General features: G+C 60.8%; 22 protein-coding genes. 14 read left to right on the top strand and 8 right to left on the bottom strand.

Translation table 11 applies throughout. The features are described from left to right. Positions 1–130 precede the first annotated feature (130 nt). Complete coding sequence (locus GOB93_RS10010) at positions 131–1,363, bottom strand: UbiH/UbiF/VisC/COQ6 family ubiquinone biosynthesis hydroxylase (RefSeq protein ID WP_408742383.1); 1,233 nt, start codon at positions 1,361–1,363, stop codon at positions 131–133. A gap of 245 nt (positions 1,364–1,608) precedes the next feature. On the opposite strand from GOB93_RS10010, the gene GOB93_RS10005 reads away from it, so the two are divergent. From GOB93_RS10005 to GOB93_RS09985, 5 genes are all read left to right on the top strand, one after another. Next, positions 1,609–1,947: a P-II family nitrogen regulator gene (locus tag GOB93_RS10005; protein WP_173583401.1), complete on the top strand. Its 339-nt coding sequence runs from the start codon at positions 1,609–1,611 to the stop codon at positions 1,945–1,947. 283 nt (positions 1,948–2,230) lie between these two features. Continuing rightward, complete coding sequence (gene erpA / locus GOB93_RS10000; RefSeq protein WP_173583363.1) at positions 2,231–2,581, top strand: iron-sulfur cluster insertion protein ErpA; 351 nt, start codon at positions 2,231–2,233, stop codon at positions 2,579–2,581. Between the two features lie 37 nt (positions 2,582–2,618). Continuing rightward, positions 2,619–3,389 (top strand): exodeoxyribonuclease III, encoded by a 771-nt coding sequence (locus tag GOB93_RS09995; protein ID WP_173583362.1) that lies wholly within the window; start codon positions 2,619–2,621, stop codon positions 3,387–3,389. Between the two features lie 306 nt (positions 3,390–3,695). Continuing rightward, complete coding sequence (locus GOB93_RS09990; protein WP_173583361.1) at positions 3,696–5,156, top strand: NAD-dependent succinate-semialdehyde dehydrogenase; 1,461 nt, start codon at positions 3,696–3,698, stop codon at positions 5,154–5,156. A 212-nt stretch (positions 5,157–5,368) separates the two neighbouring features. Continuing rightward, the gene (locus GOB93_RS09985) at positions 5,369–6,085 is read left to right on the top strand and encodes a hypothetical protein (protein WP_173583360.1); all 717 of its coding nucleotides are present in this window, start codon (positions 5,369–5,371) and stop codon (positions 6,083–6,085) included. Between the two features lie 91 nt (positions 6,086–6,176). On the opposite strand, the gene arfB is transcribed toward GOB93_RS09985, so the two are convergent. Next, complete coding sequence (gene arfB / locus GOB93_RS09980; RefSeq protein WP_173583359.1) at positions 6,177–6,599, bottom strand: alternative ribosome rescue aminoacyl-tRNA hydrolase ArfB; 423 nt, start codon at positions 6,597–6,599, stop codon at positions 6,177–6,179. Between the two features lie 178 nt (positions 6,600–6,777). Between arfB and GOB93_RS09975 the strand changes: the two genes are divergently transcribed. The 3 genes from GOB93_RS09975 to GOB93_RS09965 are packed head-to-tail and all read left to right on the top strand — an operon-like array spanning position 6,778 to position 10,625. Further along, positions 6,778–7,458 carry a gluconate 2-dehydrogenase subunit 3 family protein gene (locus GOB93_RS09975; RefSeq protein WP_173583358.1) on the top strand — a complete coding sequence of 227 codons (681 nt, stop codon included), beginning with the start codon at positions 6,778–6,780 and terminating at the stop codon, positions 7,456–7,458. Between the two features lie 15 nt (positions 7,459–7,473). Beyond that, positions 7,474–9,258, top strand: coding sequence for a GMC family oxidoreductase (locus GOB93_RS09970; protein WP_173583357.1), 1,785 nt, complete (start codon positions 7,474–7,476; stop codon positions 9,256–9,258). Then, positions 9,255–10,625 (top strand): c-type cytochrome, encoded by a 1,371-nt coding sequence (locus GOB93_RS09965; RefSeq protein WP_173583356.1) that lies wholly within the window; start codon positions 9,255–9,257, stop codon positions 10,623–10,625. The genes GOB93_RS09970 and GOB93_RS09965 overlap by 4 nt, the downstream gene beginning before the upstream one ends. A 274-nt stretch (positions 10,626–10,899) precedes the next feature. On the opposite strand, the gene GOB93_RS09960 is transcribed toward GOB93_RS09965, so the two are convergent. Next, entirely contained in the window at positions 10,900–11,334 is a 435-nt protein-coding gene (locus GOB93_RS09960) for a CHRD domain-containing protein (protein ID WP_173583355.1), read from the bottom strand. Positions 11,335–11,479: 145 nt separating this feature from the next. Between GOB93_RS09960 and GOB93_RS09955 the strand changes: the two genes are divergently transcribed. Further along, complete coding sequence (locus tag GOB93_RS09955; RefSeq protein WP_173583354.1) at positions 11,480–11,719, top strand: hypothetical protein; 240 nt, start codon at positions 11,480–11,482, stop codon at positions 11,717–11,719. Positions 11,720–11,783: 64 nt separating this feature from the next. Here the strand turns inward: GOB93_RS09955 and GOB93_RS09950 are convergent, their stop codons facing one another. The 5 genes from GOB93_RS09950 to GOB93_RS09930 all read right to left on the bottom strand — a co-directional run bounded on the left by GOB93_RS09950 (position 11,784) and on the right by GOB93_RS09930 (position 17,655). Then, the gene (locus GOB93_RS09950; RefSeq protein WP_173583353.1) at positions 11,784–12,374 is read right to left on the bottom strand and encodes a histidine phosphatase family protein; all 591 of its coding nucleotides are present in this window, start codon (positions 12,372–12,374) and stop codon (positions 11,784–11,786) included. Positions 12,375–12,388: 14 nt separating this feature from the next. Further along, on the bottom strand, positions 12,389–13,321 hold the full coding sequence (locus tag GOB93_RS09945) for a ribose-phosphate pyrophosphokinase (protein ID WP_173583352.1): 933 nt from the start codon (positions 13,319–13,321) through the stop codon (positions 12,389–12,391). A gap of 204 nt (positions 13,322–13,525) precedes the next feature. Next, positions 13,526–15,733 carry a peptidase domain-containing ABC transporter gene (locus tag GOB93_RS09940; RefSeq protein WP_173583351.1) on the bottom strand — a complete coding sequence of 736 codons (2,208 nt, stop codon included), beginning with the start codon at positions 15,731–15,733 and terminating at the stop codon, positions 13,526–13,528. Continuing rightward, positions 15,730–17,040, bottom strand: a complete 1,311-nt coding sequence (locus GOB93_RS09935; RefSeq protein WP_173583350.1) for an HlyD family secretion protein — start codon at positions 17,038–17,040, stop codon at positions 15,730–15,732. The genes GOB93_RS09940 and GOB93_RS09935 overlap by 4 nt, the downstream gene beginning before the upstream one ends. A 186-nt stretch (positions 17,041–17,226) precedes the next feature. Continuing rightward, complete coding sequence (locus GOB93_RS09930) at positions 17,227–17,655, bottom strand: hypothetical protein (protein WP_173583349.1); 429 nt, start codon at positions 17,653–17,655, stop codon at positions 17,227–17,229. 406 nt (positions 17,656–18,061) lie between these two features. Here GOB93_RS09930 and GOB93_RS09925 point away from each other — a divergent pair, with 406 nt between their 5' ends. From GOB93_RS09925 to GOB93_RS09905, 5 genes are all read left to right on the top strand, one after another. Then, positions 18,062–19,843 (top strand): Hint domain-containing protein, encoded by a 1,782-nt coding sequence (locus tag GOB93_RS09925; RefSeq protein WP_173583348.1) that lies wholly within the window; start codon positions 18,062–18,064, stop codon positions 19,841–19,843. 494 nt (positions 19,844–20,337) lie between these two features. Continuing rightward, the gene (locus tag GOB93_RS09920; RefSeq protein ID WP_338422338.1) at positions 20,338–22,584 is read left to right on the top strand and encodes an AfsR/SARP family transcriptional regulator; all 2,247 of its coding nucleotides are present in this window, start codon (positions 20,338–20,340) and stop codon (positions 22,582–22,584) included. Positions 22,585–22,762: 178 nt separating this feature from the next. Further along, positions 22,763–23,284, top strand: a complete 522-nt coding sequence (locus GOB93_RS09915) for a DUF3576 domain-containing protein (RefSeq protein ID WP_173583400.1) — start codon at positions 22,763–22,765, stop codon at positions 23,282–23,284. 119 nt (positions 23,285–23,403) lie between these two features. Further along, positions 23,404–26,022, top strand: coding sequence for a leucine--tRNA ligase (gene leuS, locus GOB93_RS09910; RefSeq protein ID WP_173583347.1), 2,619 nt, complete (start codon positions 23,404–23,406; stop codon positions 26,020–26,022). 1 nt (position 26,023) lies between these two features. Further along, positions 26,024–26,725 (top strand): hypothetical protein, encoded by a 702-nt coding sequence (locus GOB93_RS09905; RefSeq protein ID WP_173583346.1) that lies wholly within the window; start codon positions 26,024–26,026, stop codon positions 26,723–26,725. The last annotated feature ends 15 nt before the right edge of the window (positions 26,726–26,740 follow it).

Here is a 26,740-nt window from a genome sequence, read left to right as displayed (position 1 = left end):
TTTCCGGGCTCTGCCCGGACCCGGCAGGGATCGCAGATCCCTGCACCCTGATTTATGAAAACAAAATGGTTTCCAAAGGTCTGTGACCTTTGGCGGGTTTCAGGGCAGAGCCCTGAATAAAAAGCCCCGCTCAGACCCCCATAGCATGCTTCACAAACGCCTTCCGCAGCCGCGGAAACTTCTGCACCGTCGCAATCCCCACATCCCGCGCCAGCCGCAGCACCGGATTGTCATTGCTGAACAGCCGGTCCAGCGCATCCGTCGCCAGGAACATCAGCATGTTTGTCGGACGGCATCGTGCCTGATACCGGGCCAGCAGCGCCGCCGATCCCGGATCTTCTCCGCGCTGATGCGCTTCGATCAGCAGGTCGGACAGGGCGATCACGTCGCGGAAGCCGAGATTCAGCCCCTGCCCGGCTATGGGGTGAATGCCGTGCGCGGCGTCGCCGGCCAGGGCCAGGCGCGTCGCGGTGTAACGCTGCGCGTATTGTGCCGAGAGCGGATAAACCCACCGGCGCCCTACCGGCGTGACCTCGCCGAGACGGTCTCCCATGCGGCGGCGCAGTTCACGGGCGAAGGTTTCCTGAGGCAGTTCGGCCAGACGCCGCGCCATTTCGTCTTTCTCGCTCCAGACCACCGCCGACAGATTGGGATATTCCGGCGTTCCGGTCATTGGCAGCTGTGCGAACGGGCCGCCCGGCAGGAAATGCTCCAGGGCGCCGTTGTCATGCGGATATTCATGGGCGATCGCACAGACGATGCCGCTCTGTCCGTAAGGCAGCTTCGTTACCGGGATTCTCGCCTGCGAGCGGGTCCGGCTGGCGCGACCATCGGCCGCGACCAGCAGCCGCGCCCGCACGACGCGGCCGTCTTTTGCCGTCACCGTCACGCCTGCCTCGTTCCGCACGACGGAGACCTCCGCCGGGGCCAGCACCGTCACGTCAGGCGAGGCGTGCAGTGTCGCGTTCAGCGCCACCCGCAGCGCCCGCGCCTCGGCCATCCAGCCGAAGGGCTGATCCGCGTCCTCGCGGGTGAATTCCAGCGACAGCGGCGAGGGCGGCTGACCGACGCGTCCGTCGGTCACCAGAATATCCTCGATCGGGCATGGCACCTGCGGCAGGTGCTCCCATACCCCGGCCTCGTCGAGCAGCTTCTTCGATCCCGCCGCGATGGCGTAGGTCCGCCCGTCGAAATCCGGATGCTCCATCGGCGGCAGCGCCGCACGGTCCACCACCGCCACGCGGATACCCTCACGCGCCAGACGGCAGGCCAGCGTCGCCCCCACGGGTCCCGCGCCGATGATACAGACCTCGACCTCGGCGGTGGCTGCTCCGGTCGGGTCCGTCATGCCGGATGTCATCATGCCCGCGTCCTTTCGAAACTCAGAAGTACGATCATACCATGCTGGCATACCATGCCGGCGGACCGCGCCGGCCAGATCGTTTTCGGGGCCGTTTTCGGGGCCGCCGGAAACCCGGACACATGCCACGGTTTATAGCGCCGGACTATCCCATATCACAGCGCCATACCGGCGTGACATGGGCCGGACGATATGCTTCCCTGCATCAGAGGTGGATGCGTCCGCGCGATACAGGAAGAGGAACTGCGATGAAGCTCGTCACGGCCATTATCAAGCCCTTCAAGCTCGACGACGTTCGCGACGCTCTCTCGCCGCTCGGCATCCAGGGCCTCACCGTCTCGGAAGTCAAAGGGTTCGGCCGCCAGAAAGGACAGACCGAAATCTATCGCGGCGCCGAATATCACGTCAGCTTCCTGCCCAAGATCAAGATCGAAATCGCCATCGCCGACAACCTCGCCGATCAGGTCGTTGAAGCCATCCTCCAGTCCGCCCACACCGGCAAAATCGGCGACGGCAAAATCTTCGTCAGCGACCTCTCCCGCGTCATCCGCATCCGCACCCGCGAAAGCGGCGAAGACGCGCTCTGATACAGCCTCAGAGTTTCGCTCTGATTTGCTGAACAAAACGGTTTGCGAAGGTCCGCGACCTTTGCCGGGTCCGGGCAGCGCCCGGAAGTCTCTCCACAAAAACCAGTGCTTTACGCTGTGCGATATTCTCAGGGCTCTGCCCTGAAACCCGCAAAGGGGCGTGGCCCCTTTGATCCCGGTCTGTAACAACAAATCGGGACGTGGGGGGAAGGCCCGGTAAAACTACCCTGAAAAGACTCTTTCCACCCTTTCCATCCCCTCTCAGACACCCCATTATCCACCCATGACCCAGCAGCCCCGCTTTTCCGTCTCAGACGCCGCCGCCCGCCGCATCGCGGAAATCATCGCCGCGCGCAAAGAGGACAGCACGCCGCCCGCCCTGCGCGTGGCGGTGTCCGCCGGCGGCTGCAACGGTTTCCAGTACGAGTTCAGACTCGACCCCGAAACCGCCCCCGATGACATCACCATCGAGAAAAACGGCATCCGCGTCGTCGTCGATCCCGGCAGCCTCGACCTGCTCGAAGGCTCCGAACTCGACTACATCGACAAACTCATGGGCGCTCACTTCGCCGTGAAAAATCCGAACGCCGCCTCCTCCTGCGGCTGCGGCACCAGCTTCTCACTCGCCGGCTGACGCCCGCACAAACCATCCGCGGGACGACTGCGCCGACATGAAAATCGCCACCTGGAACGTCAACTCCGTCCGCCAGCGCCTGCCCCTCGTGCTGGACTGGCTGAAACGGATCGAACCCGATCTCCTCCTCCTCCAGGAGATCAAGTGCGAAACCCACCAGTTCCCCGTGGAAGCCTTCCAGGACGCCGGCTACACCGCCTTCGTCGCAGGCCAGAAATCCTATAACGGCGTCGCCATCCTCTCCCGCATCCCGGCCGAACTCCGCACAAAGAAACTCCCCGGCCTGAGCGATCCCGAGCCTCCCGCTCGCTATATCGAGGTCGCCGCCGATGGCCTCGTCATCGGCAACCTTTACCTCCCCAACGGCAATTCCGGCGGGCCGGCCGGCTTTGAGAACAAGCTGGAATTTTTCTCAGCCCTCGCCGACCACGCCGAAGTCATGCTGCGCGACGACACCGATTTCCTCCTCGCCGGCGACTACAATGTCTGCCCTACCGACCAGGACCTCGCCCCCGGCGCCCTGCCGCCCACCGACGCCCTCGTCCGTCCCGAAAGTCGCGCTGCCTTCCGCCGCCTGCTCTGGTGCGGCCTGACCGACGCCGTCCGTGCGATGCACCCCACCGCGCCCTGCTACACCTTCTGGGACTACCAGGCCGGCGCCTGGAACCGCGATATGGGCCTGCGCATCGACCACGCCCTCCTGTCCCCCCGCATCGCCGAACGCCTCCTCAGCGCCGACCCCGACCGCGAGGAACGCGCCATGCCGCAACCCTCCGACCATGTCCCGGTGCTGATCACGCTCCGCTGAAACGCCGGTGAGCCCTCCGGTCTGAACCGACAGTTTCTCAGGGCTTTGCCCTGAAACCCACAAAGGGGCGCAGCCCCTTTGATCCTGATTTATAAAAAACAAACCGGTTTGCAAAGGTCCGCGACCTTTGCCGGGACACGGGGCAGAGCCCCGTCATCGCTCCCAATTCCAGGCAACCCACCCCGGGATCAGCCCGTTTCCACACCAGCGGACACCAGCACACGAACGTCACCACCCCGTGCATTGACCCCTGCCCCCACACCCCTGCACGATCCCGCCATAAAACGCAGCAGCAGGAGCACCATCATGCCCATCTCCGGTCTCTCTGATCCCTCCCTGTTCCGCGAGCAGGCCCTCATCGGCGGCTCCTGGACGGACTCTACCTCCGGCAAAACCCTCAGCGTCGATAACCCCGCCACCGGCGAGATCATCGGCACCATCCCCGCCTGTACCGCCGCCGAAACCGAAAAAGCCATCGCCGCCGCCGACAGCGCCCAGAAAAGATGGAAAACCCGCACCCCGGACGAGCGCGCCGCCATTCTCATGAAATGGTACGACCTCATCCTCGCCAGCCTCGACGACCTCGCCACCATCATGACCGTCGAACAGGGCAAGGTCCTCGCCGAGGCTAAAGGCGAAGTGAAATACGCCGCCTCCTTCCTCAGATGGTTCGCCGAGGAAGCCCGCCGCATGGACGGCACTATCATCACCCCGCCTCAGCGCGACCGCCGCGTGCTCGTCCTCAAACAGCCTGTCGGCACCACCGCCGCCATCACGCCCTGGAACTTCCCCCTCGCCATGATCACCCGCAAATGCGCCCCGGCCTTCGCCGCCGGATGCAGCATGGTGATCAAACCTTCCGAACTTACACCCTATTCCGCGCTCGCCCTCGCCGTCCTCGCCGAACGCGCCGGCCTCCCGTCCGGCCTGCTCTCCATCGTCACCGGCGAGGCAAAGGAGATCGGCCCCGTCCTCACCGCCAGCCCGACCGTCCGCAAACTCTCCTTCACCGGCTCCACCCGCGTCGGCGCCCTGCTGATGGAACAGTCCGCCAGCACCATCAAACGCCTCAGCCTCGAACTCGGCGGCAACGCCCCGCTCCTCGTCTTCGACGACGCCGACCTGGAAACCGCCGTCGCCGGCGCCATGGGCAGCAAATTCCGCAACAGCGGTCAGACCTGCGTCTGCTCCAATCGTATCCTCGTCCAGTCCGGCATCCACGACCGCTTCGTCGCCCGCATCACGGAGGAAGTCGCGAAACTTAAAGTCGGCAACGGCCTCGATCCCAAAAACACCATGGGACCGCTCATCAACGACGCCGCCGTCGCGAAAATCCGCGCCCATGTCGAGGACGCCCTCAGCCACGGCGCCCGTTACGCCAGCGCCCCTCTCTCCACCGACGGCCGCTTCGTCACCCCCGTCGTGCTGGAAGGCGTCACCTCCGCCATGCGCGTCTCCTGCGAGGAAACCTTTGGTCCTGTTCTTCCTGTTTTCAAATTCGAGACCGAAGAAGAAGCCGTCACCCTCGCCAACTCAACCCCCTTCGGCCTCGCCAGCTACTTCTTCACCACCGACATCAGCCGCGCCTGGCGCGTCGGCGAAGCACTCGACTTCGGCATGGTCGGCCTCAACACCGGCTCTGTCTCCATGGAAAGCGCCCCCTTCGGCGGAATCAAACAGTCCGGCCTCGGCCGCGAAGGCGGCCACCCCGGCATCGACGAGTTCCTCGAACTCAAATCCTTCCATATGGCCGGGCTGAAGTTCTGATTTTCTCTGTGTAGCTTTGTGTCAGGCGGGAAGAACTCCGGGCGCCGCCCGGACCCGCCAAAGGTCGCGGACCTTTGGAAACCGGTTTGTTTTTAAAATTACTGTATTGGCGCGTTACTAAGACCGTTTATACTATTGCAAACATAGCTTCTTTGACGTGAATAAATTATATCCGGACGTCGGAATGTCGTGCCGAGTGATAGACGCGAAAAATGAAGATAGTCGCACCCTGTATGCAATGCCAGGCAGAAAATGGCATCCCGAATTTTTCATCGTTCAAAATGGTCAGGATACCCGATGACGGTGTGATTGAAGTAAAATGCGATCATGGGCATCGGACATTCACAATTATTCAGCAGGAAAAATTTGAGATATTATCCGAGATGGCAATCAGGGCGATTGTTGATGGCTATTATCGTGACGCAGTAGCGTCATTCGCTGGCGCTCTTGAACGACTATACGAATTTTTTATTCGCGTAGCGTCCCGGAAGCATGGGATTGATGCATCAGTTGTCGCTCTCGCATGGAAGCAGATATCTAATCAGTCTGAACGTCAGCTTGGAGCTTTTATTGGTCTCTATCTTGTTGAGACTGGTCAGCCACCAAATCTCCTCTCGCAGAAGCAAACGAGTTTCCGAAATGCCGTTATACACCAAGGAACCTTTCCCGAACAAGATGAAACATTACAATTTGGGCAGGCTGTGCTTGAGTGTGCGGTGCCCATTTTACGACTGTTAAAGTCCGAGAATTATTCAACTATAGTGCGAACACTTGTGATGGAGAGTATTCAAGACCGTTCCAAGCGCGCGTGGAAGGAGGGATTGAGAACGTCGACACAAGGCATGTCAACACTCTTAAGTCTTTCTATTGCGGGAGAGCAGACTGACGTCGCAACTGCGGTTGCTAATTATGCAGCACGCCCCGATTAAAAAAGCCCTGAAAGAAAAGTAATATCTGGGTGCTATCATGCAAGCTACCTGGCCAGACCGGGGCGCCCACACAAAGTAAAACCATACCCCCTCACTCCTCCCCCCGCACCTTCCGCCCGCGCTTGATCCCCGCCCGGTGCGCTTTCCCGTCCAGCCGCCGCTGCCGCGCCGCCCGGCCCGGACGCGTCGCCACCCGGAAGGCCTGCCGGTGCGCCGCCTCCCGGATCAGCGTCGCCAGCCGCTCCGTCGCGTCCTCACGGTTCTTCTGCTGCGTCCGGAAATTGCGCGCGGTAATCACAATCACCCCGTCCCGCGTCGCCCGGCTCCCCGCCAGCCGGAGCAGTCGCGCTTTCGTTCGCTCGCACAGAGACGGCGACCGCACCACGTCGAACCGCAGCTGCGCCGCCGTCGCGACCTTGTTGACATTCTGCCCGCCCGGACCGGACGCCAGAATGTAGGTAAAGACAAGCTCGGCCTCCTGAAGAGACAGGCCCGGTGCAACAGAAATCGCCATGACGGAAAACAGACCAGACAAAAAAGCGGAGCGAGACTGTTACCAGACCCCACATCCGCACCGCCAGCCCTTCCTCTCCCGGCTCCCCCTCCGGGTTTGCTCCCCTCTGCCGCCATCCCTATAGTCGCCACACACCCGTCATTCCGGAACCATCACGACGCAGAGTCCCAACGACCGTATGCCGCCATCGCTTCTGTCCCGCCGTAACCTGCTTCAGACACTCGCCGGCGCCACGGCCCTCACAGCCTGCGCCCGCCTCGCTGAAGCCGCCCCGCCGGAAAGCGCCTACAGGCCGGTCTTTTTCACGACCGACGAATGGCGCTTCCTGCATGCAGCCTGCGACCGCCTGATCCCGCACGACGCCTCCGGTCCCGGCGCCATCGAACTCGGCGTGCCCGAATTCATCGACCGCCAGATGGAAACCCCCTACGCATACGGCGCCCTGTGGTACATGCAGGGCCCGCACGTCACCGGCCCGGCCAATCTCGGCTACCAGCTCCCCTACACCCCGCGCGACATTTACCGCCGCGGCATCGCCGGAGCCCGCGCGCTCGCGCTGCAGATGCACAACGCCGAATTCGCCAGCCTCGACGCCGCAACCCGCGACGCCTTTCTGACCGAACTGGAGACCGGCACGCATCAGTTCGGCGACCTCCCGGCATCAACCTTCTTCGGACATCTGCTCGGCAACACCCAGGAAGGTGCGTTCGCCGACCCGATCCACGGCGGAAACAAAGGCCTCGGCGGCTGGGCCATGACCGGCTTCCCCGGCGCCCGCGCCGATTTCATGGACTGGGTCGACCAGTACGGCCGCGAATACCCGCTCGGGTCGGTCTCGATCTCCGGAGAAACCATCTGATGGAGACGATCTGACATGGCCACCATCACACGCAGATCCGTCGACGTCGTCATCGTCGGTGGCGGCTGGGCCGGCTCCATCATGGCCAAGGAACTGACCGAGGCCGGCCAGCGCGTCGTCATGCTCGAACGGGGAGGGGAGCGCAGCACGGCCGCCGACGGCGCCTACCCCGGCTCCCTGGACGAACTCGAAGGCAATTACCGTTTCAAAATCTTCCAGAAGCTGCAGAAAACCACCGTCACCATCCGCAACAACATCAGCCAGACCGCCCTGCCATACCGCCAGCTCGCCGCCTTCCTGCCCGGCGAGGGCGTCGGCGGCGCCGGCCTGCACTGGTCCGGCGTCCATCTCCGCATCGCGCCGGATGACCTGACACTGCGCAGCACGGTCATCTCGAAATACGGAAAATCCTTCATCCCCGAAGGCATGAACCTCCAGGATTACGGCGTCACCTACGCCGAGCTCGAACCGTTTTTCGACAAGGCCGAAAAGGTCTTCGGAACCTCCGGCGAGGCCTACACCGTCAACGGCAAGGTCGTCGGCAACGGCAACGTCTTCGCCCCCGACCGCTCGGATCACTTCCCCCTGCCGCCGCTCAAAGACGTGACCGGCGCTCATCTTTTCCGGAAAGCCGCAGCGGAAGCCGGATACCACCCCTACGCCATCCCGGCCGCCAACGCCTCCCGCCAGTACACCAACCCTTACGGCGCCCAGATGGGCCCGTGCAATTTCTGCGGATACTGCAGCGGTTATGCCTGCTATATGTATTCAAAGGCCTCCCCGAACGTAAACATCCTCCCGGTCCTGCGCAGAAACAAACTGTTCGAGATCCGTCCCAATTCCACCGTCCTGCACGTCACGCTCGATTCCACGAAAACCCGTGCCACCGGCGTCACCTATCTCGACGAGAAGGGGAACGAGGTCATCCAGTCGGCCGAACTCGTCATCCTGGCCGCCTTCCAGTTCAACAACGTCCATCTGATGCTCGTCTCAGGCATCGGCAAACCCTACGACCCCGTCGCCGGCACCGGCGTCGTCGGACGTAACTTCGTCTACCAGAACATCAGCACCACCACCGCCTGGCTGGACCCCTCGGTCTGGACCAGCCAGTTCATCGGCACAGGCGGCGGCGGCGTTGCTTTCGATGATTTCAACAGCGAAAATTTCGATCACGGCCCCCTCGGCTTCATCGGCGGATCGCCCGTCTGGGTCAATCAGGCCGGCGTCAAGGCCATCGCCGCGGCAAAAGCCGGCGGCCCGCCAGGCACCCCGCGCTGGGGATCGGCCTGGAAAAGCGGCATGATCGACACCTACAAACACGCCGTCCGGATGGACGCCCACGGCTCCAACATGGCCTACCGGGATGTCTTCCTCGATCTCGACCCGACCTGGAAAGACGCCTTCGGACGTCCGCTCCTGCGGATGACATTCGACTGGAAAGACAACGATATCCGCATGAACCGTTACGTCGTCGGCAAAATCGCCGCGGTCACGAAGGCCATGGGCGCCCGCCAGACCCACCTGGGCATGAAGGAATTCGGCCAGCCCTTCGATACCCGGTTCTACCAGACCACCCATCTCGGCGGCGGCGCGGTCATGGGCAGCGACCCCGCGACCAGTGCCCTGAACCGCTACCTGCAGTGCTGGGACGTCTCCAACGTTTTCGTCATCGGCTCAAACGCCTTCCCGCAGGGCACAGGATACAATCCCACAGGCATGGTCGCCGCACTCGCATACTGGAGCGCGCACCATATCCGCACGACGTACCTGAAAAATCCCGGTCCGCTGGTGCCGGCATGAGTCTGATATCGAAAAAAACTCTGATCACAGAATTTGTTTTTCAATATCTGAAGTGTTCCGGAATCAGGCTGCTGCTGACAGTCGCTGCGCTGGCTTTTGTCTCTGAAACCGGCGCTCTGGCGCAGGACACGGAGTTTCTTCAAAAGCGGGGCGAGTATCTTGCGCGTGCTTCTGACTGTGCGGCCTGTCATTCCGTTCCCGGTCATGCGCGTTTCGCGGGAGGGGTACCTTTCAGCCTTCCCTTTGGTACAATCTTTTCTTCCAATATTACGCCTGATCGCGATCACGGAACTGGTCGTTACACCGAGGCGCAGTTTGGCCGCGCGTTACGCGAAGGCATTCGCGCTGATGGCGCGCCGCTTTATCCCGCCATGCCGTACCCGTCTTATGCCCGGATGACGGATGAGGACATACACGCGCTCTATGTTTATTTTACGACTGATGTTCAGGCATCAGCCGAAACGCCTCCGGCCAGCACGATTTCCTGGCCGTTTTCAATGCGCTGGCCTCTGCGCATCTGGCAGGCCGCCTTTGCCCCGTCTCCTGAGCGGGCCATAAAATCGACGGCGCGTTTCGCGGATGATCCGGACATGGCGCGTGGCGCCTATCTTGTTGAAGGCCCGGGTCATTGCGGTGCGTGTCATACCCCGCGTGCGATCACTTTACAGGAAAAAGCCTTAACGGCGGCGGAGAGTTCGCTTTTCCTTTCCGGCGGCGGCGCGGTCGACGGATGGACGCCGACAAGCCTGCGCGGGGAAAACCGCACTGGTCTTGGTCGCTGGTCGGAGAAGGACATCGTCGGTTTTCTGCGCAACGGTCGCGTCGCTCACGGATCGGCTTTTGGAGGCATGTCCGGAGCGGTCGGGCACGGAACGCAATATCTCAGCGATAAAGATCTTTATTCCATCGCCCGTTTTCTTAAATCTCTTCCGGCTGCCGACAGGGACCAGACGCCATGGGTCTACGACAGGACCGAGGCTCTGGCGCTGCGGAATGGCGATATATCGGCCCGTGGCGCGAGAGTCTATGTTGATCGGTGTGCAGCCTGCCACCGGACCGATGGCACGGCTTATCCGACGACATTCCCGCCGCTTGCCGGTAATCCGGTCGTGATGAATCCAGCGCCCGACAGCCTCGTGCGGATCGTCATTGCCGGCAGCACTGTTCCTGCCATGCGCTCGTCACCGTCATCTTTTGTGATGCCCGGGTTTGGCGGCACGATGACCGATCAGCAGGTGGCTGATGTTGTCTCGTTCATCAGGGCGAGCTGGGGAAATAATGCTGATCCGGTCACCGCGACGGAGGTTGCGCGTCTCCGGAAAGAGCAGATGAAAACGGCGCCTGAAACACCGTATCCTTTAAACTGAGTTGTCATCTGAACAGACAGGTACCGGGGCGGCTGCCTGTTCGCTTCAGCCAGGATCAGAAAAAACTTCACGATAAACATTTAAAAAAATGAAAGTTTTTGGGTGCCGCCTTTTTTCAAAAAGGCGGCGTATTCCGAAACTTTCCGGAAAAAGCTCAACCAGAAACCTCCTGATAATTTAAAGGAAGTTTCACAGGACGGCTTGTGAAACAAGTCTCTTATACTCTCTGCGTGGAATCAGCTTTTTCTGCGGATCGCCGGTCTGCTGTTCCGGTTCAGTGCCTTACCATCTGCGCGCGGGCCTCGCCATTCGGGAAAGCCTCGGTATGCAGATTCACATAAACCTGTCCGTGCGACAATTGGTCCGCCTGCTCGCTATCAAGAGTCACTTTTCCGGAAAGCGGGCTCTTATAGGGACCGTCTATGGGCACCATGACGTCGGCGTCCTGATCAAAAGAGGCCGGGCCGTGAAAATGGGCTGCATTGACCGGGCCTGAAAGTCCTTTCCAGGAGATTTTGTAGGTCAGCACGTCGGTCGCCGGATCGAGCGTTGCCCGGACTTCACCCGACGGAGCGGTCTTCGTTCCGTGTTCGGCTCTGAACGTTCCGATGAAGACCGGATTTTTCGCGGCCAGGGCTGCCGGTGCGGCGCCTGAGATCACGGCGGCGGCGAATACAGCCAGCGGGATAACTTTACACGTTCTGAACATCGGAACCTCCGTTACCGTTTCTATAAACAATAGCCTAACGCCGAAGCACCGGCATCGTTCATGATGATCAGTCTGTTTTATGGGCGCCATAATTTACGTCATGATAACTGATTCTCTTCAGTATTCCCGGCCGGAGGATACCGTGATGACAACAGTTTCCAGTATCAGCGGCACCAGCTACGCCCTGCTCGCGACTCAGCACAAAGCCCGCTCGTCCGGGGCGCCGAAAACGCTTGGCAGTACGAATATTTCGGCCACGGGTCAGCGCGCCAGGGGCAGTTCCGTGTCCATCGGGCTCGATTCCACAGGAAATGTTCTGGCCCGGGAGACCCACAAAAAAACTGACAAGCAGACCAGTTCGGCCTCCGTCAGCCTGTTCGGCTGAATTCCGACGGATGGACCGGAGGCTTCTGGTTACTTCTGGTGCAAAATACGGGGCAGAGGATTTTCTAGCCGACGACGCTCAGCTTCCATGGTGAAAGGCCGCCCTCCGAAGGCGGCTCAGCCACCAGCGGAGTGGCGTTTGGAAGCCGCACATTTGCCGGAAGGCGCATTGCTGACCTCAGCGCCCGGAATAATGCTCCGTGGGCCACGATCATCACCATACCGTCTCCGGCGAGCGCCCGGTTCACGGCACTGACGGCACGGTCACGCAGCAACGCGAAAGGCTCCGCGCCCGGAGGTGTGTAATGACCGGCGATCCAGTCATCATACCACTCTCCCATGGGCTGCCCTTCCTGCTCACCGAAGCAGACCTCTTCCAGCCCGGGATCGACCGACAGTGTCGGGCGGGTATTCGCGCAGCCGAGCGCGTCGGCGGCGATCTCCGCGGTACGTAATGCCCGTGTCAGGGGCGACGACACGATACGGCGGATGCTGAGGCCGGCGACGGCCCGTTCGGCCAGGATCGCGCCCGCGGCCTCGGCCTGGGCGATTCCCGTCGCGTTCAGGGGGATATCGGTCCGTCCCTGCGAGAGGCCTTTTTTGTTCCAGTCGGTCTCTCCGTGACGGAGATACCAGTAAGGCGCATCAGTGATCATGTCAGGGACCCCGATCAGTCAAACAGGGATGACACGGAGCTTTCGTCGGAGACGGCCCGCATCGCACGCGCCAGCAGGCCGGCGATGCTGACCTGCCGGATATTGCGCGCCGCCGTCACGGCTTCGGTCGCCATGATGCTGTCGGTCAGTGTCAGCATTTCAATCGGTGAATCGGCGATGCGCTCGACGGCGCTGCCGGTCAGCACGCCGTGGGTAACGTAAGCGCCGACCGAGGCCGCGCCCTGATTGCTGATCGCGCGGGCGGCGTTGCACAGCGAGCCGCCGCTGTCGACGATATCGTCGACAAGCAGACAATGACGTCCCTTTACGTCACCGATCACATTCATGACCTCGGAGACGCCGGCGCGTTCCCGGCGTTTGTCGATGATGGCCAGATCGGTATTGAGACGCTGCGCCAGCTGACGGGCGCGCACCACCCCTCCGACATCGGGCGATACGATCATGAGGTCACGATCGCCGTAACGATCTTTGATATCGCGCACGAAGAGGGGGGCGGCATAGAGATTGTCTACCGGGATATCGAAGAAGCCCTGAATCTGCATCGCGTGCAGATCCATGGTCAGAATCCGGTCCGCTCCGGCCTCGACGAGAAGATTGGCGACCAGTTTGGCGCTGATCGGCGTGCGCGAACCGGATTTGCGATCCTGCCGGGCGTAGCCGAAATAGGGCATGACCGCTGTCACGCGGCGCGCGGAACTCCGGCGCAGCGCATCCAGCATAATCAGCAGTTCCATCAGATTGTCGTTGGTCGGCGTGCAGGTGCTCTGCACCACAAACACATCTTCTCCGCGAACGTTCTCGAAGATCTCGACGAAGACCTCCATGTCGGCGAATCGTCGGACCGAAGCATTGCAGAGCGGCATATTGAGCTCGGCCGCAACAGCCTCGGCCAGAGGTGGATTGCTATTACAAGCGACGATCTTCATTGGCCGACGTTCCCGTGAAACTGCCATAGGCCGCCCATGCAACCGGGCGTTGCGGGCCTTCTAGCAACGTCCTCGCCCGCTGTCATCCGGGCGTTATCGCATTCCTTCCGGTCAGCGGTCCGATGCCTCCGCCATTGTTTCGTCACGAGGCCGCCGGAACGCCGGCTTTTCATGCTCTGGGACCCGATGAGACGGCAACGGCATTTATGGTCCGGAAATGTTCCAGGATGATCCGAACTGTCCCGCCATTGTGTAACCGGAAGCCGGTGACGGAGCCGGAGTCACCGGGGGCTCCGGCCGGGGGCTTTTGCGCAATACAAGCACGCCTCCGGGCTCGAACGAATAAATATAGTCGGCATGAGCAATCGTCGCCGGCCGATGGGCCACCATGACGCGCGTGATATTCATGTCCCGCAGCGAGGCTGCCACGATCGATTCAGTGTGTTCGTCGAGATGACTGGTGGCTTCGTCGAGGAACAGAATCTGGGGCTGTTTGTAGAGCGCGCGGGCGAGAATGACACGCTGCTTCTGCCCTCCGGAAAGCGCCCCGCCCATATCCCCTACGAGGGTTTCAAACCCCATCGGCATACGCCGGATGTCATCGAGAATGGCGGCTTTTTCAGCGCAGTGCGTGATGAGGTCCTGATCCGGCTGTTCCGCGAAACCGCTGATATTATCGGCGACAGATCCGGAGAAAAGACCGTCATCCTGCAGGACGCCGGCGATACGCTCGCGGTAGCCTTCCAGCGACAGGACCGAAACGTCGACTTCGTCGATGAAAAGACGACCCTCGTCCAGAGGGTGAAGTCCCATCATCGCCTTGAGCAGCGTCGTCTTGCCGCATCCTGAGGGTCCGACGATCGCGACGCTTTTCCCGGCCGGAATATCGAGATCGATATTCCGGAAAATCCATGGCTCCTGTGCCGCGTATCGCGCGGACATCTCACGGCAGGTGAGAGTCGCGGGGCCGTGGTGGTGCGTCGGCACTGCCCGGCTGACCGGCTCCGGCTCGGTCATGACGATGTCCGCGAGGCGGTCACTCTGGATGTTGAGCATCCTCAGTTTAAAGCCCGTGCTCACAAGCGATCCGACGCGCCCCGCAAACTGGTCTTTGTAGGACAGGAACGCGACGAGCATGCCGACGGACATGGACCCGTCCATCACCTGTCTCGCCCCCAGAACCATCATGATCAGACGATCCGCGCCGAAAATGAAGTCACCGAGACGACCGTAGATCAGGTCGAAGCGCTGGAGTCTCAGCCTGATATTGATGCTGTCGATGACGATGTTCAGCCAGGTCGTACGGCGTCTTTCCCTAAGGCCCAGAAGCTTGACGCTCGCCATGCCGCGCAGCGTCTCGATAAAATGGCTCTGCTGGCGTGCGCTGACGACGATCTGCTCTTCCGAGGCTTCACGATAGGTCCGGTACGTCACCAGCCGCAGGAGAATATCCAGAAACAGCGCGACGCAGGCTACCAGGCCCAGCCATCCGCCATAGACGAAAAGCATGATTCCCATGCCGATGCCCATCAGCCCGTCCATGACGGTCTGCACCATATCGGTCGTCAGGGCCTGCTGGATGGACCCGAGCGAGCCGAAACGGGACAGAACGTCCCCGACATGACGTTTGCTGAAGTAATCGAGCGGCAGACGGGTCAGATGGTCGAAGAGGCTGGTGCTCCATTCGAGACCGACCCGGGTGCTGAACAATGTTACGGCCCAGGTCCGGACGGAGCCGAGAAACATCTGCAGCAGCAGGAGCATGGCCAGGCCGAAGGTGATCGTCAGCAGCAGATCGTGATCCGCTGTCACGATCACCTCATCAATCACGACCTGCGAGACCATCGGTGAAATAAGTGCGATGACTTCCAGTCCGAGAGACAGGAAGAACAGCCCCATGAGGGCGCCGCGCAGACCGGCCACATGCCGGAACAGATCGCGCAGACGAATCGTTTCGCGTTCGTCCCTGCGTTCGAATGTCTCGTTGGGTGTCAGTTCCAGCGCGACGCCCGTGAATTCACGGGACACCTCATCGGACGTTACCGTCCGGCGGCCCACTGCCGGGTCATTGATCGTGATCTGATCGCCTCTGGCCGAAACCAGAACGACGAAGTGATTCATTCCCCAGTGCAGGATGCACGGTGTCCGGAGTTTTGGCAGATCTTCCAGTTCCAGCCGGACGGCGCGGCTGGTGAAACCGAGCGTATCGGCGGCCTGCACCAGGCTGCGGAGCGTTACGCCCTTGATCGAGACCGAGTAACGGCGGCGCAGGGTAGCGAGGTCGATCTCGTGACCGTAGAAGCCGAGGACCATGGCAAGGCAGGCGATGCCGCATTCAGCGGCCTCCACCTGAAGGACGACAGGTACTTTTTTGCCGAAGCCGAACTGAAGAGACTCAAAGGGCGTGCTCATTTATCAACAAGCCCGCCGCTGACAGCCATGACGCTGTCACGCATACTGGTCACCGGATCGAATATCCACTGATAGAGACGCCGTGAATCGATGGCGATGTCCGCCTCGACTTCCATTCCGGCCTGGAGCGGCTTTTTCTGTCCGTAAGCCAGCACGTAGGGCAGATCGGGCCTGACCCTGATCCGGTACATATCGGAGCCTGACGTCGATTTCTGGTCTTTTGAAGACGTATTTCCGCCCTGCTGCCCGGTCTGACCCGGTTCCGTCGCCGTCACGGGTGCGCGCGTGATCTCCGTGATCCGCCCGCGGGCGAGGCCGAAGCGCTGATAAGGAAAGGCGGCGTAGCGCAGGAGGACCGGCTGTCCCTCTCGGACAAAGCCGATGGAGGCGCTTGTCACATAAAGCTCGGCATCAAGGGCGCGTCCGGTCGGCAGCAATGTTACGAGAGGGGTGCCTGCGCTGACCTGCTGTCCCAGATTGCCGCGCACGGCGCTCAGAATACCGTCTTCCGGTGCTTCGATGACGATTTCACGGTGACTTTCACTTTCGTCGATCTGCTGATCGATCTGCGCGATCTGCCGGTCGAGATCGTTGATGTCGTGCGCCGTCTGGCGGTCATATCGCATCAGTTTCGATGTGTTGTCTGAAATCTTTCCTTCGGTATCTGTATAATTCTGAAGAAACTGGGCATGGCTGCTGAGGAGCTGCGCATAGGTATAGAGCTGGCTCTGAAACTGCGTCTCCGTGACGAGGTGCGCGCTTTGCGCGTCTCTCATCCGCTTCACCGCGGCTTCAACCACCGGAAGCACTTTGGCGTCATTTACCAGCTGCTGCCCGGTGAGCACGTGCTGCTGCTGAAGATTCCGGATCTGATTCACCAGGGCCTGTTTTTCCACAGGCGCGTCGGCGACCCTGATTTCCTTTTGCCGCTCGAACAGTTCGCGCTGCCTGTGCAGCTGGGCGAGAACCTGTCCCTGTGTGGCGCCGACGAGTGTCCGGGCTTCGAGGTCGATGACAAAAAGCTTCTGCCCCTTATGGACCTCCATCCCCTCTTCGGCGAATCTCCGGCTGACGATCCCTGCCGCGCTTGCATCGATGGTGATCAGGCCTGTCGGAGGCAGCATGAGGCCGGTGGCATGCACGCGACGCGTATAAAGGCCGAAACGAAGATAGAGGATTGTGAGAAAAACCAGTCCGAGCGTTACCCAGGAAATAATCCGGATGGACAGCGACTGTGCCGCCTGCACCTGCCCGAGCCACGCCTGGCGACGGGCGTCAAGCGCTTCCTGGCGATAAAGTGACGACATACGGAACGGAGTCTCTCAGGTACGGAGCGTTTCGCTTACAAACTCACGACAGAAAGATAAAGAAAAGAAAAAGACGGCTCTTCCCGCACGCTGTCACGGACAACGGACCAGAAGAGCCGCAGAGTAATGAACCGGCAGAATTACTGAACAGAACGTCCGTCTGAACGGAGGTACGTATCAGTCTGATTATGTACCGAAGCCACCACCACTGACCGGGGGAAATTCGATTGTCTGCATCGTTGCAATACCGCCGCATTTGTTCAGCGTAACAGCGGAACCGATCGCGGAGACGACCCCGTTGAGCATGGATGTGGCCTGCGCCACGGTCATGCTCAGACCCGCCGTGTAACCGAGTTTCACGTCCGTGCAGACGTTCTGCATCGCGGAGCTGATGGTGGAGCAGCCGGCATGATTGAAAATATCCGCCGCGACATTGTATTCGCCGGCGAGATATCCGGCATAAGCCGCGATCATTGCCGCTGATGTCCCGCAGGAATATGACGGACCACAGGAATACGACGGGCCGCAGGGATATGAAGGCTTGTAACAGCTGCCCGGCTGGACATTGCAGCCGCCGGAAACCGCATCGAGTTCCGTCATCGTCAGTTCACGCATCGGATTATTGTCTCCACATGTTTGGTACCGTCATCCTCTCGGCCTGGGGCCTGTAGGATAACAGGTGAGCGCGACGTCACAGCGTGACGCCTCGTCTTAGGAGATTGTTAATATTTTTCAGACGAACGTTCCAGCGAATAAATCTCGCGGAGCCGCAGTATATTTCTGAAGACGTGCGGGCCTGTCAGTCTCCGGAAATTCTGCATTTTTGTATCCGGCCAGTTAAAGTACAGGGATGGACAGTCAGCAGAACGTTCCGTGGAGAATGTTACTCAAAGGCAACATATAACCTTTGTTTTGGAATTCTAAACAATTAACGTTTTATTTTATTGACAGCAAAAACGGCCAGACGTTAAAAAAAATCAAACGGCGCATTTTGTCGTAACGATCTTAAGGGCCAATCAATATGCTCGACAGCACGAACACCAGCAGCGCGCTGGCCGCCTCCTCGACGAAGACTTCGACCACGTCGACGTCCATTTATTCCTCGGGCAGCGGCACTGAAGCCGATCCGTATGTTCTGAAGTCGAATGCCGGCACGGTTACACTGCAGAGCGGAGAATATTATGTTATTCCGGCTGGCGTAACCATCGGCACGGCTGTCACGTCAGAGTACAATTCGTCGGGCTCAACGGGCGGGATTGTCGTCAACGGCGCGCATCTCGACATCAAGACGGGCGCGAGTGTCGCTGGCCAGATCAACATGGCGGGCACGGGTTCGACGCTTGTTCTTGAGAACACCACTGGCAAATGGTCCTACGAAGCCAATCAGGCCGGAGAAGATCTTTCGGCGGGTGGAAATGATTACTACACCTATCCGTCGCTGCAGAATGCGACCATCACCAATTTCGGTACCGGCGCCGGGATCTGCGCTCAGGATATCCCCAGCGGTTACGCCAATACGATGGGTATTGCGGGGACTTACACGACCAGCTCCACTCTGATCATCCGTTATTATCATGACACGGCTACAAACCCGGGTCTGATCAATACAAATCCTTCTCCCGGCAATCCTTCCGGTGGAAATGAGTCGGGTTATATTGGCATCCCTGTCACCGTTTCGAAGGGTTACACAGGCTGCCAGTTTTATGTCGATGGCAAAAACTCCTGCCAGATCGACGGCTGCTTCCTTCCCGGAACGCATATTCTGACCCGTGACGGCGAGAAGCTGGTCGAGACTCTTTCCGAGGGTGACGAGATCGCGGTTCTGGTCGATGGCGAAACGGCTTACCGTCCGCTCCTCTGGCTGGGCCGTTCGCATGCCGACGTGGCGAGCCTTGGTTTTGATGAGGATGCCTATCCTGTCCGTATCCGCAGGGATGCGTTCGGCGCGGGCGCACCGCATCGGGATCTTCTGGTGACATCCGAGCACTGCATCTATGTGGATGGCCGTTTCATTCCGGTCCGGATGCTTGTGAATGGTCGTTCGATTGTGACCGAACGCGCCATAACCTCGTACGACTTTTACCATGTCGAGCTTGAAGAGCATGCGGTGATCGTGTCGGAGGGCCTGTCCAGCGAAAGCTATCTCGATACCGGCAACCGCGGCACGTTTGAAAACTCTGTGATCCGTTCGATGCGCCCTCATTTTGCCGGCGGCATCACGATCGCTGGCGGCAGAAGCTGGCAGGACGATGCGGCCGCTCCGCTGACCACGGACCGGGAGACGGTCGAGCCGGTCTGGAAGCGGCTTGCGGACCGGGCGGAAGAGCTTGGGCTGGCGGCTGATCCGGCAACGGCAGCAGCGCAGGTGGTCACGGAGCCTGATCTTCGCCTTGTGACCGAAGGTGGCCGTGAGATCCGTCCGGTTCGTCATGTGGACAACACGTACTGCTTCATGGTTCCGGCCAGTGTCGACACCGTTCGGATTGCTTCGCATGCGAGCCGTCCTTCCGAGGTCACGGGGCCTTTCTGTGATGACCGGCGTGCGCTTGGTGTTCTCGTCGGCGATATCTCCGTCACGAACGGTCGTGAGCGTCAGGTTCTGACTGCGCATAAAAGCGATGCCGCGATCGATGGCTGGCATTCATGCGAGGCTGGCGCGGGCCGCTGGACAGCGGGAAATGCCCTTCTGTCACTTGGGACCGCTTCTGGCGGGCTGTTCGCAAGAATGGTCGAGATTGAAGTTCTCGCCGCCGGGCCGTATCTGGTCAGAAATGCCGGTGCAGCCGGTGCTCAGGTTGCCTGACTGAAACTTTATTCAGGGCCGGCCGGTCTCAGGTCTGACCGGTTCGCGCGTTGAAAAGGAGGGCATATGCCCTCCTTTTTTTTAGCGTTTGTATACTTTGCAAATACAGACGGAATGGCTTTTCAGGGCTTTGCCCCGAACCCCGCAAAGGGACACAATCCCTTTGATCCCGGTCTGTTAAATTAAACGGGTAAAGGGCAGGGTCCAGCTTTGTCTCCTGTTTGCGAAATACATAAACGCTTTTTTACGTCCATGCCTTTGATGAGACAGCGTGCTCACACATCGTCAAAGTGCATTTTTCTGTCAGATCCACATAATAATGTCGTAATTTCTCCGGAAACTGCGCTTTCTTTCCTGGAGTTACACAGCCGTCTGATTCAGGCGGAAGGCAGTGAGAGTCAGCTTCCACAGTCCGGAGAGAATGTTGCCTGTACTTCGAAACGCATCTTCACTCGTATGAAACTGTTTTGCCCTATATTCCCGGCAAATGAGTTGTGGTCTCTGATCCGGAACTCTCGCGACGGGAATCTGAAAGCCCGGTAACCGACCCGCCGGATGCACATGCCGCATCCGGCTCCGGCAACCAGGTTCGAGCAGGAGCACATGGGTTGTTTGAGCTGGCCAAACCAGGACTGAGAAAATCGGACGCGGCAATCCTGAGAATTGAACTTCTCGGTTCAATGTCCGCTCATATGCTGGATGGCTCCTCCATTACCCCGACAGGCGCCAAAACCAGAGGGCTTCTGGCCATTCTGGCGCTGTCCGACCGGCGTGCTGTAACGCGGCGTTCCCTCGCGAATCTTCTCTGGAGCCGGCGGTCGGACGAACAGGCCCGGGCCTCGCTGAGGCAGGAAATTCACCGCCTTGCGGAAGCGCTGAGTCCTCTGGGGACCGACATTGTCGATGTCCAGCGGCATACGCTCGCTCTGAAACCGGTACTGACGACAGTCGATGCTGAACGTTATCTGAACGCAACGGCGTCCGGCATCCTTAAACTTCCCGAAACCGACGCCGTTCTGCTCGCCGATCTCGATGCGGTCGATCCGGCGCTGGATGAATGGCTGCATGCACAGCGGCAGAGACTGCGGCAGCATCTTGTCGCCACTCTTGAACAGGCCTTGCTCTCTCTTCCTGAGCCGGAACAGAAAATGACCGCGGCCGCGCGTCTGCTCAGTCTGGACCGGCTCAATGAAAACGCCTGGAAGGCTCAGCTTCGGGAGTTTGTGCGGAAAAACGATACCGGCGCGGGACTGTTCACCGCGGAACAGTGCCTGGCCGTCTTTCAGGAGACTCTCGGGGCCGAGCCCGGACCGTCGACGATGGCTGTCATTTCCGAGCTTCGGGTCCGGCACAAGGGTGGAAAAACTGCATCCGAAGGAATGGGTGCGTCGCCCGGTAACGATGCCACGTCCTTTTCCGATGCGGCGGTCAGCGGGCCGCCGGGAAATCTGGCTTCTGAGCAGAGCGAACGTCACAGCTCTCTGTACGGCCATATCGCCAGCGTTGGTTTTCTGCACGGCACCGGCGGTCCGGGTCTGGCACTCCGGCCCCGTGACACAGAAACATTATTCGACTTTCTGACGACCGAGCTGGCTCAGTTCGGATTTCTGTCGGTCTTTCCACCTGAAACCGTCGCTCAGGAAGCCGGAAAGTCTTCTCAGGCCAGAAATACACCGGTTTCCGACTATCTGGTCGAAACAAAACTTCAGAGTGACACGACACTGCCCGGCGCGTCTTCAGCCGGGTCTCATCGCAACGCTGCCCGGCTGACCGTTCGGGTCACTGACCGGCGGCGGGGAAACGTCATCATCTGGGGTGACCGTTTTCATATTACGCCTGAAACCGTTGATGATACGGCCGCTTTGCTCACGACGGAGATTGCGTGGCGGATTGCGATCACGGAAGCCCGCAATATGGCTGGGCGTCCGGCGGAAGATCTTCTGCCGGCGGAAGCGGCATTGCGGGCCTTCGCGCTGATCAGCCGGAATGAGCCTGCCGCTTATCCCCAGGTGCAGATGCTGCTTCAGCGCGCCCTGCAACGGGAACAGGATCAGCCGTTCCTTCTTCTTGTCTCGGCAATCTTCCGGCTTGTCAGATCTTTTGAACAATGGACCGCAGGCGCCTGTCGGAAAGACATTCAGGTGGCGACGGAGCTGACGCGCCGTCTGGTGCAGGTCATGCCTGACAGCATCACCAGCAGACTGCTTCTCGCACGGCTGCTCCTGAACAATCCGGCCGAACAGAAATACGGGCTGTCACTGCTTTCTGAACTGCGGGCTTCCAGTCCGCCGGGCAGTGTCATTGCCACGGTCAGCGCCTATGCGAGCCTGATCAGCGGAGACCCGGAAGCGGGCTGTAGCGCGCTGGATCTTTTTGCGAAGTCGCACCCGACGCATCCTCTGGTGGATCTGTTCGATGTCGACTTTGTCCTCATGTTACTTCTTACCGGCCAGGCGGCGGCGGCGGCACGACGGGCCAGAACATCCCTGAGCACAGCGCCGACGCGGGTGGCGATGCTTGTGCTTAATCTTGCCGCCCTGCAGCAGCTTCAGCGCGACGGGGCAGCGGATACCTCAGGCGAAAGAGCGGATGTAAGGGAGCAGCTTGCCCGTCTGGCGCCGTCGCTCCCGGTGGCCGCGGTGATGGAACAGTACGGGCATTTTCCCGAACGGCAGCGCCGGATTCTCAGCGGATTGCTGAGTGAGGCCGGGCTTCCCGAAACGACGCCGGACATCCCTTAAAACGCGTTATCTTCTTCAGGAAGGACCGGCACCGCTTGGCTCCGCCTGCGCAACGGGATATGAAAGCGGCTCGCAGACTGTCATGGTCTCACCATCTTTCACCACGCCTTCATACCGGAGGCTCTCACATAAGGGTGGGGCCGGTTGGCGGGTCTTGCTACAGGAGTCGCAGCACCACATGCCCACCACTCGCGTTTGCCGGACGTCATCGCGTTCCGGACGGACAGCACGCCTGGCCGCAGTTCCCGCACTTCTGACCCTTTTCACACTGACCGCGTGTTCCGGTGGCGACAAGGCCAGCGACCTGACTGCCCCCCGCAATCATCTTCTCAGCGAAGACCGCGGAGCGACCGGCGGTGATGATCAGCTGACCGGCGGGGTAAACGCCTATCTGTGGCGGGGAGCCCTCGACACGTTGTCGTTCATGCCGATCGCATCGGCTGATGCCGTTGGCGGTTTCCTTCTGACCGACTGGTATACGCCGCCTGCCGCGCATGGCGAGCGTTTCAAGATCACAGCCTATATCCTGGACCGCCGCCTGCGTTCGGACGCGCTTCGGGTGAGCGTGTTCCGGCAGGTCTACCAGGATGGTGTCTGGACCGACACTCCTCCGGCTGCGAACATGGCCTCCGACATCACGACCAAGATTCTCGCCCGTGCGCGTGAGCTTCGGGCCGATAACGGAAACCGGGACAACTGAGATCAGGCGGGTCATCCGCAATTTTCTGCAGCGATGACCCGTCCGTGTGACCGGCTTCCGTCCGCTCCTTTCTGAGGAGCGCTGCGAGCCATATTTTCTGTATTCTGGATTAAGACACCATGACCGCCGATGACGCTCTGACTCATTATGACTTCCGCAACGTGGAGCGTCGCTGGCAGGAGCGGTGGGACAAGGCCGGTGTCTTTACGGTTCCCGATGTTCCGCCTGCGGGAAAGCCGAAATACTACGTTCTGGAGATGTTTCCCTACCCTTCCGGCCAGCTCCATATGGGGCATGTGCGGAACTACGCGCTCGGGGATGTGATCGCGCGTTACAAGCGGGCGCGCGGGTTCTCGGTGCTGCATCCGATGGGATGGGACGCGTTCGGGCTGCCTGCCGAGAATGCGGCCCGCGAGCGGGGCGTGCATCCGAAAGAGTGGACGCTGGCCAACATTGCGGCGATGCGGGAGACGCTGCAGCGTCTGGGCTTTTCGCTCAACTGGGCTCGTGAGATCGCGACCTGTCTGCCGGATTATTACGGCAAGCAGCAGAAGCTGTTTCTGGATTTCCTGAAGGCCGGTCTGGTTGATCGTCGGGAATCCTGGGTGAACTGGGACCCGGTGGATCAGACCGTGCTGGCCAATGAGCAGGTGGTTGACGGCAAGGGGTGGCGTTCCGGTGCGCCGATCGAGAAGAAAAAGCTGTCGCAGTGGTTTCTGCGGATTACGAAATTCGCGCCGGAGCTGCTGGACGGGCTGAAGACGCTTGACCGCTGGCCGGAGCGGGTCCGGGTGATGCAGGAGCGCTGGATCGGGCGTTCCGAGGGCGCGCGACTGCGATTCTCGCTGGCGCAGCCGCCTGCCGGATTCGATGAGAATCTCGATTCCGTCGAGGTGTTCACGACGCGGCCGGATACGCTGTTCGGGATGTCCTTCCTGGCTATTGCGCCGGATCATCCGCTTGCGGCGAAGGTCGCGGCCGGCAATCCTGAGGCGGCTGAGTTTATCGCGGAGTGCCGCCGTCTGGGAACCTCCGTGGAGGCTGTGGAAACGGCGGAGAAGCGCGGCTTCGATACGGGTCTGAAAGTGGCGCATCCGTTTCTGCCGGATGCGGCGTTCCCGGTATGGATCGCCAATTTCGTGCTGATGGATTACGGCACGGGCGCTCTGTTCGGCTGCCCGTGCGGGGATCAGCGCGATCTGGATTTCGCCCGGAAGTATCATCTTCCGATCAAAGCGGTGGTGCTGCCGCCGGGCGAGAATGCCGACAGCTATGTGGTGGCCGATAAGGCGTGGACCGGCGACGGGACGATGATCAATTCCGGGTTTCTCGACGGCGAGAGCTGCGAGTCGGCGCGGAAGAATGCGATCGCGCGTCTTGAGGGGGTGGGCGTCGGCAGTGGTGTCGTCAACTGGCGGCTGCGGGACTGGGGCGTGTCGCGTCAGCGGTACTGGGGCTGTCCGATTCCGGTCATTCACTGTGAGAGCTGTGGCGCTGTGCCGGTGCCGGACGATCAGCTCCCGGTCGTTCTGCCGGAGGATGTGACGTTCGACCGGCCGGGAAATCCGCTCGATCATCATCCGACCTGGAAGCATGTGAACTGCCCGTCATGCGGCCGGCCGGCGACACGGGAGACGGACACGTTCGACACGTTTGTCGACAGCTCCTGGTATTTCGCACGCTTCACGGCGCCGCATGCGGCGACACCGACGGTGCGGGCGGCGGCGGATGGCTGGCTGGCGGTGGACCAGTATATCGGCGGCATCGAGCACGCCATTCTGCATCTGCTCTATGCCAGGTTCTTCACGCGGGCGATGAAGGCGACCGGCCATCTGGACGTGAGCGAGCCGTTCGCGGGTCTCTTCACGCAGGGCATGGTCAATCACGAGAGCTATAAGGACAGCGCCGGAAACTGGCTCTATCCGGAAGAAGTGGAGCGCAGTTCGGCCGGGGCGACGCATCGGGAAACCGGTGAGACTGTGGCGGTCGGGCGTGTCGAGAAGATGTCGAAATCGAAGCGGAACACGGTGGCGCCGGTGGCGATCATCGACCGTTTCGGAGCGGATACGGCGCGCTGGTTCGTGCTGTCCGACAGTCCGCCGGAGCGCGACATGGAGTGGACCGAGGCCGGTGTCAGCGGCGCGGGCCGGTTTGTGCAGCGGCTGTTCCGGATCGTGCGGGGCGTGGTGGCTGACTGCCCGGCGGATTCGGTGCTGCCGGCAGAGATCTCTGAAGCCGGCGACACGCTGCGGCGGGCGACGCATCGTGCGATTGCGGCGGTGACGGAGGCGCTGGAAGGCTTTGCCGTGAATGTGGCTGTGGCACGGCTGCATGAGCTGACCTCGGCGCTGTCGGAGGCCGAGCGGTCGGCGAAGGAGACCGGGGTGGCGTTTGCGCGGCGTGAGGCGGCGCGGACGCTGGCGCTTCTGGTTGCGCCGATGATGCCGCACCTGGCCGAGGAGCTGCTGGCGGCGCTGGAGCCGGGCGGGGCGCTGGCGGCGGAGCGGGCCTGGCCTGTGGCCGATCCCGCGCTTCTGGCGGTGACGCGGGTCAGTCTGGCAGTGCAGATCATGGGCAAGCTGAGGGGCACGATCGAGGCCGAGCCGGATGAAGATCCGGCGGCGGTGATCGCGCGGGCCGAGGCTGAGCCGAATGTGGCGCGGCTGCTGGAGGGGCAGAAGATCGTCAAGCGCATCCATGTGCCGAACCGGATCGTGAACTTCGTGGTGGCGAAATAAGATGGACCTGTTTCGCGGCCATTTCCCGGCTCTTCTGACGAAGGTGGCGTATGCGGTCGTGCTGATCGCGCCGCTCAGCGTTACAGGGTGCGGGTTTCGGCCGCTCTATGAAGATACGGCGAAACATGCCGGGGTCAGCGAGACGCTGAAGCGGATTTATGTCGCGAGCATACCCAATCGGTACGGGCAGCTTGTGCGGCTGGCGCTGCAGCAGGACATGGCGGGCGCGGGACCGGAAGATCCTGACGGCTATACGCTTTATGTCAGTCCTTCGATGAGCAACGAGGCGGTCGATATCCACGCCGACAATACCTCGGGCCGCAATCGTGTTGTCGGCCGGGCTCACTGGCGGCTGTTCACTGTCGGCCGGTATCCGAAGCTGCTTGCCGAGGGTGATGCCACGACGATGGATGGAATGAACGGGACGTTCGAGCAGTATTTTGCTCAGAGTCTGAACACCGAGACCTTGCAGACCCGTGTGGCGGAGACGCTCGCGGAGACGGTGACGCAACAGGTGGCGATCTGGTTCGAAACGAAGGCGCCGACCACGAAAAGCCGGAAAAGAGCGCCGACCTACTATCCGATCCCGAACGGCATTCCGAACTCCAGTCAGGAACAGCCGGTCGAGCGGGCCGGTGAGGACGGGCTTCCCGCGATGGCCACCGGGCGGCTGGACCCGGACAGTGACCCGACGAATAATTAGACGTGGCTCTGCCCT

The organism is Acetobacter musti, from assembly GCF_011516835.1.
Classification (GTDB): Bacteria; Pseudomonadota; Alphaproteobacteria; order Acetobacterales; family Acetobacteraceae; genus Acetobacter; species Acetobacter musti.
Note: the sequence above shows the minus strand (reverse complement) of the source record. Positions and strands in the feature narration are given on the sequence as shown.